This is a genomic window from Pseudarthrobacter defluvii, assembly GCF_030816725.1.
Taxonomy (GTDB): Bacteria; Actinomycetota; Actinomycetes; order Actinomycetales; family Micrococcaceae; genus Arthrobacter; species Arthrobacter defluvii_A.
The window spans coordinates 2,804,306-2,819,167 of sequence record NZ_JAUSYG010000001.1; the positions used below are offsets into that span (position 1 = coordinate 2,804,306).

Consider the following 14,862-nt stretch of genomic DNA (forward strand, 5'->3'; position numbering starts at 1 on the left):
AAAGGGTTCAGACCACTTTGTCCTCGTACGTGGCGCCGCGGTAGAGGTCTTCAAAGGTCTGCAGCGTTCCCTGGATGCTGTGCGGTTCCACCAACTGCCGGCTGGCCCGGCCCATGGCGCGCTGCTCGTCCTTGGGACGTTCCAGCACCTGGGTGATCTTCTTGGCCAGGTCGTCGCTGTCGTTGGGCGTGAAGAGGTAGCCGTTTTCGCCGTCGCGCACCAGGTGCGGCAGGGCCATGGCGTCGGCCAGGACCACCGGGGTGGAGGCGGACATCGCTTCCAGGGTGACCAGGGACTGCAGCTCAGCCGTACCCGGCATGCAGAACAGGTCCGCCTGGACGTAGGCCTTGCGCAGGTCTTCGTCGCTGGCGAGGCCCAGGAACTTAACCCGGGCGGTCAGGCCGAGCCGCCGCACCAGGTCCTCCAGCGCGGGGCGGACCTCTCCCCCGCCCACAATCTCCAGGTGCACGTTCAATTCCGGCGGCGTCTTGCCAATGGCCTCGATGAGCACGTCCACATGCTTTTCTTCAGCGAGGCGGCCGGCGAAGAGCACGGTGGGGTGGGCGTGAGGCTCGATGTACTCGCCCGGCTGCAGCTCGTAGGCTGCGGAGTCGATGCCGTTGGACAGCGGGAGCACCTTGCGTAAGAAGGCGTGCTCGTGCATGGCCCTGGCCGCCAGCGGCGTGGGGGTGGTCACCACGTCCGCGTGGCCCATGACCTTGCCCATGTCCTTCCAGGAGACCCGGCCAATGATGTCCTTGAACCACTGGGGGAACGGCAGGAAGGGGTTGAGGTTTTCGGGCATGAAGTGGTTGGTCGCCACGATGCGCACCCCGCGCTTAACGGCTTCGTAGAGCACGTGCTCGCCGATCATGTAATGGCTCTGGATGTGCACCACGTCGGGCTTCACCCGGTCGAAGAGCAGGCTGATTTCCTTCTTGATTTCCCACGGAAAGCACAGGCGGAAGGTCTCATGGGTGAACGCCTTGTGCGAGCGGAGCCTGTGCACCGTTGCTTCGTCGCGGAACTCGGTGAAGCTCTTTCCCTTGCTGGCGCGGGACGCCAGCACATGGACGTTGTGGCCCCGGGCAGTCATGCCCTTGGCCAGCCGGTAGCCGAACTGGGCAGCACCGTTGACATCCGGAGGATAGGTGTCGGCGGCGATGAGGATGGTCAGGGGGCGCTGGTCGGCGGGCGTGGTCATGGGGAGTACTCCTGATGGTCACGGTGCGGACAGCGTGGAACTGACAGCACGGTTGGCCGCTGGCGCGGGGCGCCGGGCTTCGTGGGATTGCATGGGTTCGGACGGAATGGGTTAGTGGGTCGGCCTGCCGGAAGCCTTCCGCGCGTCCTTCTTGCGCTTGGTGACCTCCGGGTGGTGCCGGGAAAGGGCGATAACCCCAACGATAGCAAGGCACGCGGCGGTTCCCATCGCAATCGCCATAACCGCATGGACGTCGGGCCGCAGTTCGCCCAGGATGATGATGCCGATGGCGATGCCCACCATGGGGTCAACCACCGTGAGTCCGGCGATGACCAGGTCCGGCGGCCCCGTGGAGTACGCACTCTGGACGAACCACGACCCCAGGCCGCCCGCCGCGAGGATGGCCACCACCGAGTACCACTGGACGTTGAGCAGGAAGAGGCCGTTGGGGTCCAGGAGGTGTTTGCCGATGATCCGGGTAAGTACCGCGACGAAGCCGAACAGGATGCCGGCGCCAACGATGTAGACGAACGCATTCATGCGGTGCCGGAACGTCACTGCCAGCGTGCCGAACAGCCCCACCGCCAGGGCCAGCAACAGCACGATGGTGAGCTCATCCTCGGGGCTGACGTGGTGGCTTTCCTGGGTGACGTTGACCGCCAGGAGGACGAAGAGCGCAGATCCGGTGACGCACGCGCCAATGGAGACGGCAGTGGCGCGGTTGATGGTCAGGTCCTGGTCGCGGGCGTTCACCACGGTGGTGATCACCAGGGCGATGGCGCCGATGGGCTGGATCACCGTGAGCGGTGCGGACACCAGGGCTACGGCATTCATGGCCATGCCGGTACAGAGCAGCAGGAGCCCAAACATCCACCTCGGATTGCGGAGCAGTCGCAGGAAGCCGTTGGAACTCAGTGCGAGGCCGCCGGTGTCGGCCTTAACGGCACTGCCCTGGCGCTGGGCACCCAGGGCAAGGCAGAAGGCGCCAAGCACCGCCAGGCCGACGGCAAGCCACACCATCAGGCGTTCCCGCCGTCGTGCTGTTGCAGTTCCCGGCCCTTTCGCAGAATGGCCCAAAAGTAGTTGTACGCGGCAATCCAGTGGCCGATCAGGCCCAGGCCCAACACCACCCAGGCAGCAACAAAGAGCTGCTCCGACATGCCGGTGTCCAGGCGGGAGAGGACCAGCAGCGGGGTGCCCAGGAGCAGCAGGCCGGTCCGCACCTTGCCCACCACGCTGACGGGGAGGTCCGGGTGGCCATGGAAGAAGAAGAGCGTCAGTGCCAGCAACACAGCATCAGGCACCACCAGCGCGGCCAGGTAGAGCCAATGCACGACGCCGGCAATCACCAGTGTGAACGCCACGGCCAGCAGGGCCAGCCGGTCGGCAATGGGGTCAAGGACCCTGCCAAGTTTGGAAGCCTGGTCGAACCGGCGGGCTATGTAGCCGTCAATCCAGTCCGTTCCGGCCATGACGGCCAGGACGACCACCCCGGCGCCGTACTCCTTTTGGGCCAGGACGAGCCACATAAAGAGCGGAACGCCCATGAACCGCACCACAGTGAGCAGGTTGGGGATGGTGAACACGAGGTCGTGGTCCACCTGGGGACGGCCGGGGCGGGCGCCCGCACCAATGAACTTCACCCGTCCCCCTCTCCTTCCCTGCTGCGCCTGAGCGCGGTGTGTCGGTTCTGCCTTGCTTGCGGAGCAGGCTAGTTGGAGCGGAACAGCCTGCGGAGGAGGAGGACCAGCACGGCTCCGGCCGCCACGAAGGCTGCCACCGGCTTCCAGCGCCTGGACAGGTCTGCGGAGCCGGACAACGCCGCGAACCTTTGACCCGCCACATCCACTCCATGCTGCGCCAGCACCTGGCCCTCGCGTGCCTTGACCTGGGCTGCTGCCAGCAGGTAGCGGGCCTGGGTCTTGAGGTCCAGCTCGGTGCCGAGCTCGTCGCGGACCTCCGTGAGGTGGTGCCGCCGCTGGCTCAGGCGGCGCACCAGCTCGGGTTCGGACGCGTGCGGGAACTCCTGGTCGCGCTGTGCCGCTTTGGCTTCCTTTTCGGCTTTTGCCTTCGCAGCGGCCTCGGCCTTGGCGGCCTTCGCAGCCTTGGCCTCGGGGCTTTCCGGATCCAGGATGGCCGGGTTGAACGCCGAGCCCTCCCGGGCAACGCCAATATCGTGCCTGATGCCGCGGATGGTTTCCTCGGGCATCAGCGGCATGGCTTTCTTGAACCTGGCGAGGCCAATCAGTCCGCCGATGAGCGCAACCAGCAGGAAGGCCGCGGAGACCAGGAGGGCTGCCAGCCATGCGGGCATGATGGTGGACAGCCCCATGATGGCCGCGACGATCAGGCCGACCACCAGGAATGCCAGGAAGAGCAGCGCCACGGCGAAGAAGGCCGCGGCCACCCCCACCTGGATGCCCTTGCGTTTGAGTTCGATCTTGGCGAAGGCGATCTCGTCGTTGAGCTGGCGGGGCGCCAACCGGAAAAGGAGTCTTGCCGTTCCGGGCAGCGCAGTGATACGCAATCCCGGGCTGGTACGCCCGCTGTGACGTCCGCTCATCGGTTCCGCCTTACTGGTTTCATGAGTCGATACTGCTTCCGTTTGCTGCGGAAATGTGCAGGCGCACAGTCCACGCCACCAAAACTACCATTCAGGTTCAGGGCGAACTTGGGGGCTTGCCGGACGGCGCGGCCTACAACGCTGCAAAAACAGTCCTGGCCGGGCCTAGGATTGTTCTCCGTGACCAATTCCCCCAATCCCGGCGACTTGCTGAGCCGCCGCCGCAAGCTCCTCTACATCCTCCTTCTGGGTGCTCTGACGGCCCTCGGCCCGTTCACCATCGACCTTTACCTGCCTGCCTTTCCCGCGCTGGAGGCAAGCCTGGGGGTGACCGAGGCGCAGGTTCAGCTCACCCTGGCAGGTACCACTGTCGGTTTTGCATTCGGCCAGCTCGTGGTGGGGCCCTTCAGCGACAAGTTCGGGCGCCGGATTCCCCTGATCCTGGCCACCGCGCTGCACATCGCCGCATCCCTCGGCGCTGCCCTGTCCACGGACATCGCGACGCTTGGAGTGTTCCGTGTCCTGATGGGTGTTGGCGCGGCCGGCGGCGGCGTGGTGGCCATGGCCATGGTGCGCGACCTGTTTTCCGGATATGCCATGGTGCGGATGTTCTCGCGGATGTCGCTGGTCAACGGCCTGGCGCCCATCCTCGCGCCAGTGATCGGTTCGCAGCTGCTCCTGGTGATGCCGTGGCCCGGCATCTTCGTGTTCCTGGCCGCCTACGGAACGTTGGTCATCGTGGCCGCCCTGCTCGTGGTGCGCGAGACGCTGCCGCCGGAGAAGCGGGGCCAGAGCGGCATGACGGCCGGGCAGCGCTACAAGGCACTCTTCAGTGACCGGATCTTCGTGGGGCTGCTCATGGTGGCCGGCTTCAATTTCGGCGGCCTCTTCACCTATCTGTCGGCCTCCCCGTTCCTGTTTCAGGACATCTTCGGGTTCTCGGCCCAGCAGTACGGGCTGCTCTTCGGCATCAACTCCCTGGGCATCGTGACCGGCGTGCAGACCAGCTCGCGGCTGATCCGGATCGTTCCGCCGCAATGGATCCTGGCGGGCGCCACGGCGTGGATGTTCTTGATGGCCCTGCTGATCGTGGTGTTTGACCTGGCGGGCCTGGGCCTGTGGGGCGTGATGGTACCGCTGTGGTTCTACATCATGGGCACCGGCTTCATGTTCCCCTGCGTCCAGGTGCTGGCCCTGGCCGGCCACGCCGGCCAGGCGGGGACGGCGGCATCGCTGCTCGGGGCGGCCACGTTCCTCATGGCCGGGCTGATCTCCCCCGTGGTGGGCTGGCTCGGCATCACCAGTGCCGCGCCGATGGGGGCTGTTCAAGCGGCGTGCATCCTGGTAGCCATCGGGGCACTGTGGCTGGTGGTCCGTCCGCGCACTGTCCCTTCCATCCACTGACAGCAACCGGCCACCAGCCACCAGCAGGAAGGCAGCACATGGACCGCAAACCGCACCGCAATGGAAGGGGACTCTTCCTCGGGGCGGTGCTTGGCGCCGTCGTGGGCTATTTCGCCGGCCGGGCCGTAGGCAACCCCGCCATGGGCATCGTCCTTGGACTGCTGGCCGGCGCCGCGGTCCTTTACCGGGTGAACCCGGGTTCCAGGAAGCCGGGCCCGCGGAAAAAGGACTGCCGGAGGCCGGGCGCCGGGAAGTAGGGGTCCGGGAAGCAAGGCCCAGGAAGCACGAATCCCCCTGTCCCTGCCTTCCGGGTGCCTCCCGCGATAAAATGATCCCGTGCCCAGCTGGCAGAACCAACCGCCACTTCCAGCCACATGGCAACGGTGCGACGCCCGGATCCTGCCACTGTGGTGGGAGCGGCTGTGCGCGCAGGCAGGACAGCAGTCGGCGGCGCTGTATGCGGCGGGGCTGTTCACCGAGGACCGCCGCCGGCCCATCGCCCAATGGTTCAATCCCGCTTTCAACGCGGCCCTGCTGGTGGCCCCGGAAACATCGCCGGAGTGGCCCGTGCAGCGCTTCGGGATTTTCTACGCGCCGCCGGATGCAGGCTTTGTCAGGATCCACTCGGCGCCGCACGAATGGAATCCGCGCGAACCCCGGAAGTCCCCCACCGAGAAGGAAGCCTTCGAGGCAGCCATCGCCGAGGCCGAAAGGTTCCTGCAGGTGGAGATGGATTTCGTGTAGCCAGCGCTTATCGCCAGCTCACGCTTGCCACCCCGAGAAAAGAAAAAATCCCTGTTCCTCCAAGTGGAGGAACAGGGATTTTTCGTAACGCTCCTCCTGCTGGACTTGAACCAGCAACCCTTCGATTAACAGTCGAATGCTCTGCCAATTGAGCTAAGGAGGAATGAAGCAGGTATGACATTAGCAAAGGATTCCGGCCCAAGGGAAATCGGCGGTGTTCCGGGCCAAAAGGGCCCTTCCGGGAAACAAAAATCCCCGTTCCGGAAACCGGAACGGGGATTGGAAGCTCCTCCTGCTGGACTTGAACCAGCAACCCTTCGATTAACAGTCGAATGCTCTGCCAATTGAGCTAAGGAGGAATGAAGCGGGTACCAGCCTAGCAAACACCCGCGGCGGAAACGAAATCGGGCGGAGCGTGACCTCCACCACCCAGTTGCTCCTTCCAGCAGTCGCGTCCTAGGCCTCCGCGCGCAAAGCCCGGCGTTCCATTTCGAGCATCATCAGTTCACGGTTGAGCCGCTGGAATGCCTCCGGATCTGCTGCGGCGTCGAGGCGCTGCAGCTGGCCCATCTTGTCCGCCTTGACCCGGGTGATCTGGAGTTCGAAAAGCCGGGACAGGATGTCGCGGCAGTACTTCAGCACCGCCTCCTCGGTATGGGCCGGAAGCGGTACCACCGAAAGCTCCGACACCAGCGGCCGGAGCGGCTCCGGGACCTCGTGCATGACGTACTCCACCCAGCGCACCGGATCACCCACGTGTCCTGGCCCTGTGGCGCGCATGGCGTCGTGCACGGCCTGGAAGGCCGGGGTGGCAAAGCGGACCGCGGCGAACCGGTCCCAGACCTCGCCGGCCAGCAGCGAAGGCTGCTGCAGCGCCACTTCCAGGGCCTGCCGCTCCATGGAGGCCACGGGGTCGCGCGGGTCGGGCCGGTGGAAGGAAGGGACAGCGCCCGACGGCGGCGCGGCAGCTACGCCAGGGCCTCCGGCTTGGGCTGGGGGCGCCGGGGTTTGCTGGCCATGGTTTTGCGGGCCGTGGTTCTGCCGTCCGCCTGCGCGTGCCCCCGGCGCCGGTTCCCGGGCGGTGTCCCCCCGTTTCGTTGCGTTCTTCACTTCGGTGTTGACCAGGCGCAGGACTTCGTTGGGGTCAGGCATCCCAAGCCAGCCGGTCAGGGCCTGGCAGTAGCCGGTCCGGGTTGAGCCGTCGCGGATGGCCGCCACCACCGGCACGGAAGCCTTCAGGCCCTGGACGCGGCCCTCCACAGTGTCAAGGTTGAACTGCTTCAGGGTGGTGCGGATGGCGAACTCGAACAGGGGCCGCCGGGACTGGATCAGGGCGTGCACCGCCTCGTCCCCCCTGCTGAGGCGAAGGTCGCAGGGGTCGGCCCCGGTGGGTTCCACGGCCACGAAGGTTTGGGCGGTAAACCGCTGGTCCTCCTCGAAGGCGCGCAGGGCCGCCTTCTGCCCGGCGGCGTCACCGTCGAAGGTGAACACCACTTCTCCCCCGGTGCCGTCATCGGACAAAAGCCGGCGGGCGATCTTGATGTGCTCAGTGCCGAACGCCGTGCCGCAGGTGGCCACCGCCGTCGTAATTCCTGCAAGGTGGCAGGCCATGACGTCCGTGTAGCCCTCCACCACTACCAGCTGGCGGTCCTTGGCGATGCTTTTCTTGGCCAGGTCGATGCCGTAGAGGACCTGGGACTTCTTGTAGAGGGTGGTTTCCGGGGTGTTCAGGTACTTAGGCCCCTGGTCGTCCTCGTACAGCTTGCGGGCGCCGAAGCCGATCGTGTCGCCGGCCATGTCCTTGATGGGCCAGATGAGGCGTCCCCGGAAGCGGTCGTAGATGCCCCGGTTTCCCTCGCTGAACATGCCGGTGAGCTTGAGCTCGGCATCGGTGAATCCGCGGCCGCGGAGGTGCTTCAGGAGGGCGTCCCAGCCCTGCGGAGCGTAGCCGCAGCCAAAGTGTTCAGCGGCGGCCCTGTCGAAGCCCCGGCCGAACAGGAAGTTCCGGGCCTCGACCGCGCCCGGGGTAAGCAGCTGGGCGCGGAAGAATTCGTCGGCGATCTTGTGTGCGTCCAGCAGGCGCTGGCGGCGGCCCACTTCCTCCCGGTTGGGGCCGGTTCCGCCGTCCTCGTAGCGCAGCTCATAGCCGATCCTCGCGGCCAGCTTCTCGACGGCCTCCTGGAACGAGCTGTGGTCCTGCTTTTGGACGAACGCGATGACGTCGCCGTCCTCGCCGCAGCCGAAGCAGTGGTATCGGCCCACCTGGGGGCGGACGGTGAAGGACGGCGAGCGCTCGTCGTGGAAGGGGCACAGACCTTTGAAGGTTCCCAGCCCGGCGCCCTTGAGCGTTACGTAGCCGTCTACCACTTCCTTGATGTCCGTGCGCTGGCGTACTTCATCGATATCTTCACGTTTGATCAGCCCAGCCACACAGCAATCTTAGTGTCATTGGCTTGCTGCCGTGGCCCGGTCCCTTACCTGCCGGGCGTCCGCTGCCCCGGTTCGGGCACCGTTCGCTGCATAAGGCTGAGGGCAAGCTTGGGGCAAAGGAAGACGGCTTCCTGTGCCGCGTCCCGGTCGGCGTCCCGCAGCGGGACGTCCGTGCGTTCACGGCCCACCTTGCCGCGCGCCACCGGGTACCCCCAGTCGTCCCGGTCGAGTACGCCGGGAAGCAGTTCCGTGCACAGGCCGCGGCCGTCGCAGCTGGTCCAGTCGATGTGCAGGTAGGTCTTCATGCCGCCACGCCTCCCGGGCCTGTGCAGTATCCGGCCAGGTGGGCGCGGAAGTCCGCGGCGAAGACCTCCAGCGCACTGCTGACCAGGCCCGTGGTCCCCTCGGGATGCCGGCAGGCGCCACGTCCTGACACCAGCCGTCCCAGGCGGTCCAGCTCGGTGGCGAGGCGGTGATCTGTTTCGCCTCCGGCGATCCGGTTGAGGATGGACGCCATGGCCGGCAGGCCGAACATGCAGGGCCCGCACTGCCGGGCGGACTGGCCGGCCAGGTAGCTGACGATCCGGGCCGTGGCCTGGATCCCGCAGGTCTGCAGGTCCAAGGCATGGATTACTCCCGCTCCCGGGCGCGCCGTCCGGCCCGGCGGCCCCACAGGTGAAAGCGCGTGCTCCGCAGGCCGAACCCACCGGCCGTGGTACCCACCCACCAGGACGGCGGACAGGGAACCAGGATCCATGCCCGCCTCCTTCAGGACCAAGCAAAGTTGCACGCCGCCCGGCACTTCCAGCACCACATCCCGCGCTGGGGCAGGACCGGATACGGACACCAGCCTGGTGCCAGGGTCCGTTGGAGTGCCGGCCTCCCGGAACCACCGCGCGCCGAAGCGGGCGATCAGGGCAACCTGGGCCAGGGTCTCCACGTTGACCACCAGTGTGGGACGGCCGTTCAGGCCTGACTCGCTGAGGCGCCGGCGCTGGTCCGTGGGCAGGGCGGTGCCGTTCGCAATCATGTTCACGACGGCGCTCGACTCACCGGAGATGAAGGTTTCGGGAGCCTGCACCACGCGTACCTGTTTGCCCCGCGGACGCTCGGCAAGGGCCTCCCGCACCCGGGGCAGGCTGGCCGCGGGTGCGTAGATGTACATGTTGGTACCGCTCGTGCCGGCTTGGCCGAGGGCAGCGGCGAGGGCCATCAGCCCGTCAATGACCAAGTGGGGGGCGTGGGCAAGGAGTGTGCGGTCCTTGAAGCTCAGGGGCTCGCCCTCGGCGCCGTTGGCGATCACCACTGGCCGGACGGCAAACAAACTCTTCCTCCCGGAACCGGCAGTGGCAGTTGCCTTGCGCCAGGTTTCGAAGGCGGCTCCGCCCCGGCCGGTCAGACCGGATTCGGCAAGTACTTCCAGTAGTCCCGGGCCGGCTGCCTGTGGTTCCCAGCGGCCAAAGATGTCCGTGTGGCGTGCCCAACCTGCATCGGGACCTGCTGCCAGGAGGCGCGGTTCCTGGCGGATGCTGTCCCGGGGCCCTTGCAGGGGCGGGGGCGCGTAAGCGTCCCGGTGAGGGTCCTGGTAACCGGCTTGCTGACGGTCCTGGTAGTTGTCCTGGGGTGCCGCGGGGTAGCTGTCACGGGGTTGGCTCACGGGAGGTTTCCTTGCCTGGCGCGAAAGGTTTCGAGGAAGGACGGGCTTAGCCGCCACAGCAGTGCCGCGGCAACCGCCACCGCGGACACCACCGCCAGCAGGAGGAACCACCCGTTTGAAACATCAGTACCGTTTCCAAGGGCATGGGCCATGGCCACCGGCCAGACACCGTAGCTAAGCCAGTGAACAGCCCTGAAGGTGCGTTGTCCGATCCGGTGCCGCAGCAGCCCTGTGACGACTATGGCAAGGACCAGGTCCAGGGCGACCGTTCCCAGCCCCTGCCAGAACGGCTGGTATGAACCCAGGAACGGAACCACGATGTCCACCGGGTTGAGCTTGGCAAAAGAGTCAAGGAGCAGGGACCCGACGTGCAGCCCCAGGAAAACCGTGGCGAGCAGCGCGATGTTGCGGTGCAGGAGGCTGATGGAGAACCGCGGCAGCACCAACAGGGGCCGGCCTGACCGGTTCAGGATTCCCAGCAGCACCGACGCGGTAAACAGGGCCAGGGACACGAAGCCGCTGACCCGGCCGAAAGCCCACAGTGCCTCATCCATGGCCTGCACCTCCCGGGCTGGAGCTATCGGCAGCGCCCAAGCTTTCCTCAGAGTCGAGACTTTCGTCCGAACTGAAGGTCTCCGCAGGGTGGTGGCTGTCGGCGGGCCAGCCTCCGGTGGTGGTGACCATGCCCCTGGTGTCCACGAAACGGGCGGGTATTCCTTCGGTCCGGAACCAATCGAGGGCCCGGAAGCCCCGGACGACGGCCGCGGTGCTGAACGCGTTCGCCTCCAGGCAGGTAGGGGCCGAGACGGTCACCGAGCGCCAGACCGCCTCGGCAGGAAGGCCAAAGCGTGGATCAAGGATGTGGTGGACCTGGGTGCCCTGATGCTGCCAGCGGCGTTTTTGCGTACTGGACGTAGCCAAGGCAAAACCCTGTGCGAGGGAAATGTGCTGGGCAGGATCGGACGGGAGGTCCTGCACCAGGATCTGCCAGTGGCCGGACTTGCCCTCCGCCTGGCCCTCCTGGGGGCCGGGCCCTGCGCTTGCCAGGTCGCCGCCCAGGCTTACGAGCACTCCGCAGCCCAGCCGCCGGTACACCTCGGCGGCGGCGAGATCCGCCGCGACGGCCTTGGCCGATGCGCCCAGGTCCAGGTGAAGTCCGGCCGGAACCGTCAGCACGGCTGAATCAGGGGTTGTCGCGTCACCGGGCAAAGTATGTGAAGGGAGGGCGTCTGGAGGCAGGGCGTCTAAAGACAGGGCGTCTGAAGGCAGCTTCTGGCCATGGGGTGGGTCGAGGCGGACCCGGGCCCAGCCGGGGGTCCGTGGCGCCACCGGGACCGGCGACGGGGGCAGCGGTGACAGCGGTACGCTCCGGATTCCAGGCCTGCCCGGCGTGCCCGCCCCGCCGGTGGGTGGCTCCGGCGCGTCGCCCGGTATGTCCGGTCCGTGGCCCAGGGCCGCCAGGTCTGCACCGAGGGTGGGGTCCACGTCGCCGTCGGTCATCCTGGCGGCGCCCAGGGCGCGCTCCAGGAGCAGCCGGAACATGGGGCTCACTGTGACGCCCGCTGCCATCCGCGGCTGGAGCGCCACCAGTTCAGAATCGGAACGGAACCGGCTGCAGGCACGGTCCACCGCTTCCACCACCTGGCGGACAATCCGTTCCGCCGCAACAAGCAGGCCCGGTTCCGTGACCGTGACCGTTGCCTCGAGTTCCCACACGGACCAGCTGGATTGTGCGGTAGGAGCCTCCGCCTCTGCAAAGTCCGTGGCCCCTGTGCAATGGGTGGTGCTGCAACCGGCCACGTCAGGACCCCGAGGACCTTCCGTGGATGGTGCCGCCGTTGCCGGGCTGGACCGGACTGCTGCTGCCGTAGTTGCCGTAGCTCTTCGAGCGCCCCGGGTCCCTGTCCTGCCTGGCGCCGTGGTCGTCGTCGTCGTAGCGGGCTGAACCGGATTTGGGCGTGCTTCCCTGTGTGCTGCTGTCCGTGGCGGGGGTTGTCCTGGCAATCACGGACGGGGTTGCGGCATACACGGCGGCCGCGGCCACGCCGGCTGCGGCGAAGCTGCCAACGCCCACGGCAGCAGTAATCCCGGTGGCAAGGCGCTTGCCCCTGCTGCGAGTACTCATGACCTGCTCCCGTTCCTAACGGCCTGCCTTTCCTCCCATGGTGCGCGCCCTTCCTGTGAAGACGCCTTGAGGAAGCTGTTGATCAGGCGGAAGCCCGGGTGGAAGCAAGTGGCGGTTCACCAGAGCGAGGGCAGGCTCCCCACCAGGCGCTCGTACATTGCCAGGGCCGACCCGTCGGTGAGCGACGCCACCTGGTCGATGACCACGCGAAGGCGCGCACCGTCGTCGTCCGCCGCCCGCCAGTCCGCAGCGAACATCGGCTCCAGGTGCCGGTCACCGGTGGCGCTCAGGGCGGTGACCAGTGCGTGGAGGACTTCCCGCTGGCGCTCGTAGATGGGCTGCCGGTGTTCGGTGGTCATGACGAAGGTGGTGGCAAGGCCCTTCATGACCGCGATCTCCATGACCGTCTCATCGGGAACCATGAGTTCGGCGTTGTACCGGGTCAGGTTCTCCGGCCCGTACACGGCGCGGGTGGTTTCCAGGGCGCTCTGGCAGAACCGGCCAATCAGCTGGCTGGTCATATTCTTCAGCGCAGCCATGGACTTGCGGCTGCCGTCCGCCTCGCGCACCCACACGTCGGTGGCCTCCAGGCGGGCCAGTGCGGCGTCGATGGCTGCGGGGTCGTTGTGCGGCAGGTACCACTGCTTGGCGTACCCCACCACACGGGCACGGTGGTCCGGGTTGTCCATCCAGCGCAGCTGGAAGTGGCCGGCGACGATCGCATCCTCCACGTCGTGCACTGAGTAGGAGATGTCGTCCGCCAGGTCCATCACCTGCGCTTCAAGGCAGGTCCGGCGTTCCGGGGCGCCTTCGCGGATCCAGTTGAAGATGGGCAGGTCATCCTCGTAGGCACCGAACTTGCTGGTCCGCTGCCCGTGGATCACCGGAGCTTCCAGGGCTGACCAGGGATATTTCGACGCCGCATCCAGGCTTGCGCGCGTGAGGTTCAGTCCGGCGGGCTGGCCGTCAGCAGTGAGCACCTTGGGTTCGAGCCGCGTGAGCAGGCGGAGGGTCTGGGCATTGCCTTCGAAGCCGCCGATGGCATGCGCCACCTCGTTCAATGCCGATTCCCCGTTGTGGCCGAAGGGCGGGTGGCCGAGGTCATGGCTCAGGCAGGCGGTGTCCACGACGTCGGGGTCGCACCCCAGGGCCCGGCCCAGTTCCCGGCCCACCTGCGCCACCTCCAGGCTGTGGGTGAGGCGGGTGCGGACAAAGTCATCCGTGTCCGGCGCCACCACCTGGGTTTTGGCGCCCAGCCGGCGCAGCGCCGAGGAGTGCAGCACCCGGGCGCGGTCCCGCTCAAAATCGGAGCGGTAGGTGCTCTTGGGCGGCTCCTCCACCCACCGGGCGGAATCGTGCGTGTCGTAACCGGGCAGCGCCAGGGCTGCAGTGGGGGTTCCGGCGGTACGGCTTGCGGCCATGGGCGTTTCAGCCACCGGACACATCCAGTTCCGCGGCGGAGATGTCCCGGGACTGGTCGTCGTTCAGGGCGCGGGAGTCCAGCCAGTCCTTGGGCAGTGCAGGCTTCTTGGGCGAGCCGGCGCGGCCGCGTGGACCTTCCGCGTCCACCCCTGGATAGGGCGAGTCCAGGTCCAGCTCGGCGAGGGTATCCCGGAGCACTTCCAGGCTGGTGACCAGGGCCAGCCGGGTCCGCAGTTCGCCGCCCACCACGTAGCCCTTGAAGTACCAGGCGATGTGCTTGCGGATCTCGCGCAGGGCCTTGCCTTCGTCGCCAAAGGTCTCCACCATCAGTTCGGCGTGCCGGTACACGCCCTCGGCCACCTGGCGGAGGTTGGGGCGGTGGCGGACGTCGCTGCCCTCGAACGCGGCCTGCAGGTCGCCGAAGAGCCAGGGCCGGCCCTGGCAGCCGCGGCCTACCACCACTCCGTCAACGCCTGTTTCCCGGACCATCCTGACGGCGTCCTCGGCAGACCAGATGTCGCCGTTGCCCAGCACCGGGATGTCAGGCAACGCCTCGCGGAGCCGGGCGATGGCGGACCAGTCGGCCTGGCCGGAGTAGAACTGGGCGGCGGTGCGGCCGTGGAGCGCGACGGCGGCCACACCGGCATCGCGGGCGATGCGGCCTGCGTCGAGGTACGTCAGGTGGTCATCGTCGATGCCCTTGCGCATCTTGATGGTCAGCGGAACGTTGCCTTTGGACGCTTCCTTGACGGCGGTCTGCACGATGGCGGTGAAGAGGTCGATCTTCCACGGCAGGGCAGAGCCGCCGCCGCGCCGGGTCACCTTGGGGACGGGGCAGCCGAAGTTGAGGTCGATGTGGTCGGCCCGGTCTTCCTCAACGAGCATCCGGACGGCGGCGCCTACGGTCACGGGGTCCACACCGTACAGCTGGACGGAACGGACTTTTTCATCGTCGTCGTGCGAAATGATCCGCAGGGACTCGGGCGTCCGTTCCACCAGCGCGCGGGACGTGACCATCTCCGCCACGTACATGCCGCCGCCGTATTCACGGCACAGCCTGCGGAAGGCGGAGTTGGTGATGCCGGCCATGGGGGCCAGGATCACCGGGGTGTCAACCGTGATGGGTCCCAGCTTCAGGGGCGGGAGTTCCAGCTTGGGGGCGGGAGGAGTTGCTGCAACAGTCACCTGTCCATTGTTGCAAAGCCGGGCAAATCGGCGGCTGGCCGTGTTCGGCAGGTGGCGGGTGCGAGTGCCAAAGGGCCTGTTGCACGCTTCCGCCCGGTGCTAGCGTGGCGCGGGAACGGACACCCAGC

General features: G+C 67.0%; 15 protein-coding genes and 2 tRNA genes. 3 read left to right on the plus strand and 14 right to left on the minus strand.

Annotation, left to right across the window (positions count from 1 at the left end; genetic code table 11):
- Nucleotides 1–7 precede the first annotated feature (7 nt).
- The 4 genes from QF031_RS13200 to QF031_RS13215 form a co-directional block, all read right to left on the minus strand.
- Nucleotides 8–1,204: a glycosyltransferase gene (locus tag QF031_RS13200; RefSeq protein WP_307428789.1), complete on the minus strand. Its 1,197-nt coding sequence runs from the start codon at nucleotides 1,202–1,204 to the stop codon at nucleotides 8–10.
- Between the two features lie 111 nt (nucleotides 1,205–1,315).
- Nucleotides 1,316–2,224 (minus strand): DMT family transporter, encoded by a 909-nt coding sequence (locus QF031_RS13205; protein WP_307428792.1) that lies wholly within the window; start codon nucleotides 2,222–2,224, stop codon nucleotides 1,316–1,318.
- Nucleotides 2,224–2,847 carry a CDP-alcohol phosphatidyltransferase family protein gene (locus QF031_RS13210; protein WP_307428795.1) on the minus strand — a complete coding sequence of 208 codons (624 nt, stop codon included), beginning with the start codon at nucleotides 2,845–2,847 and terminating at the stop codon, nucleotides 2,224–2,226. The genes QF031_RS13205 and QF031_RS13210 overlap by 1 nt, the downstream gene beginning before the upstream one ends.
- Nucleotides 2,848–2,915: 68 nt before the next feature.
- The gene (locus QF031_RS13215) at nucleotides 2,916–3,767 is read right to left on the minus strand and encodes a phage holin family protein (RefSeq protein WP_307428798.1); all 852 of its coding nucleotides are present in this window, start codon (nucleotides 3,765–3,767) and stop codon (nucleotides 2,916–2,918) included.
- 180 nt (nucleotides 3,768–3,947) lie between these two features.
- On the opposite strand from QF031_RS13215, the gene QF031_RS13220 reads away from it, so the two are divergent.
- From QF031_RS13220 to QF031_RS13230, 3 genes are all read left to right on the plus strand, one after another.
- On the plus strand, nucleotides 3,948–5,171 hold the full coding sequence (locus tag QF031_RS13220) for a multidrug effflux MFS transporter (RefSeq protein ID WP_307428801.1): 1,224 nt from the start codon (nucleotides 3,948–3,950) through the stop codon (nucleotides 5,169–5,171).
- Between the two features lie 38 nt (nucleotides 5,172–5,209).
- Complete coding sequence (locus QF031_RS13225; protein WP_307428805.1) at nucleotides 5,210–5,428, plus strand: hypothetical protein; 219 nt, start codon at nucleotides 5,210–5,212, stop codon at nucleotides 5,426–5,428.
- 79 nt (nucleotides 5,429–5,507) lie between these two features.
- The gene (locus QF031_RS13230; RefSeq protein ID WP_307428806.1) at nucleotides 5,508–5,915 is read left to right on the plus strand and encodes a hypothetical protein; all 408 of its coding nucleotides are present in this window, start codon (nucleotides 5,508–5,510) and stop codon (nucleotides 5,913–5,915) included.
- Nucleotides 5,916–6,005: 90 nt separating this feature from the next.
- On the opposite strand, the gene QF031_RS13235 is transcribed toward QF031_RS13230, so the two are convergent.
- From QF031_RS13235 to dusB, 10 genes are all read right to left on the minus strand, one after another.
- Nucleotides 6,006–6,078 (minus strand) — tRNA-Asn (locus QF031_RS13235).
- A gap of 123 nt (nucleotides 6,079–6,201) precedes the next feature.
- Nucleotides 6,202–6,274: transfer RNA gene (locus QF031_RS13240), tRNA-Asn, on the minus strand.
- 97 nt (nucleotides 6,275–6,371) lie between these two features.
- Nucleotides 6,372–8,345, minus strand: a complete 1,974-nt coding sequence (dnaG, locus tag QF031_RS13245) for a DNA primase (RefSeq protein WP_307428808.1) — start codon at nucleotides 8,343–8,345, stop codon at nucleotides 6,372–6,374.
- 44 nt (nucleotides 8,346–8,389) lie between these two features.
- Complete coding sequence (locus QF031_RS13250; protein ID WP_307428812.1) at nucleotides 8,390–8,650, minus strand: ferredoxin; 261 nt, start codon at nucleotides 8,648–8,650, stop codon at nucleotides 8,390–8,392.
- Nucleotides 8,647–10,002: an NADH-ubiquinone oxidoreductase-F iron-sulfur binding region domain-containing protein gene (locus tag QF031_RS13255; protein WP_307428815.1), complete on the minus strand. Its 1,356-nt coding sequence runs from the start codon at nucleotides 10,000–10,002 to the stop codon at nucleotides 8,647–8,649. Before QF031_RS13255 ends, QF031_RS13250 begins: the two co-directional genes overlap by 4 nt.
- The gene (locus tag QF031_RS13260) at nucleotides 9,999–10,556 is read right to left on the minus strand and encodes a ferric reductase-like transmembrane domain-containing protein (RefSeq protein WP_307428817.1); all 558 of its coding nucleotides are present in this window, start codon (nucleotides 10,554–10,556) and stop codon (nucleotides 9,999–10,001) included. Before QF031_RS13260 ends, QF031_RS13255 begins: the two co-directional genes overlap by 4 nt.
- Nucleotides 10,549–11,718 carry an FAD:protein FMN transferase gene (locus QF031_RS13265; RefSeq protein WP_307428819.1) on the minus strand — a complete coding sequence of 390 codons (1,170 nt, stop codon included), beginning with the start codon at nucleotides 11,716–11,718 and terminating at the stop codon, nucleotides 10,549–10,551. The genes QF031_RS13260 and QF031_RS13265 overlap by 8 nt, the downstream gene beginning before the upstream one ends.
- 85 nt (nucleotides 11,719–11,803) lie before the next feature.
- Nucleotides 11,804–12,127, minus strand: coding sequence for a hypothetical protein (locus QF031_RS13270; RefSeq protein ID WP_307428822.1), 324 nt, complete (start codon nucleotides 12,125–12,127; stop codon nucleotides 11,804–11,806).
- A 116-nt stretch (nucleotides 12,128–12,243) separates the two neighbouring features.
- Nucleotides 12,244–13,548, minus strand: coding sequence for a deoxyguanosinetriphosphate triphosphohydrolase (locus QF031_RS13275; RefSeq protein WP_307433350.1), 1,305 nt, complete (start codon nucleotides 13,546–13,548; stop codon nucleotides 12,244–12,246).
- A 7-nt stretch (nucleotides 13,549–13,555) separates the two neighbouring features.
- On the minus strand, nucleotides 13,556–14,734 hold the full coding sequence (gene dusB, locus QF031_RS13280; protein ID WP_307428824.1) for a tRNA dihydrouridine synthase DusB: 1,179 nt from the start codon (nucleotides 14,732–14,734) through the stop codon (nucleotides 13,556–13,558).
- Between the last annotated feature and the right edge of the window lie 128 nt (nucleotides 14,735–14,862).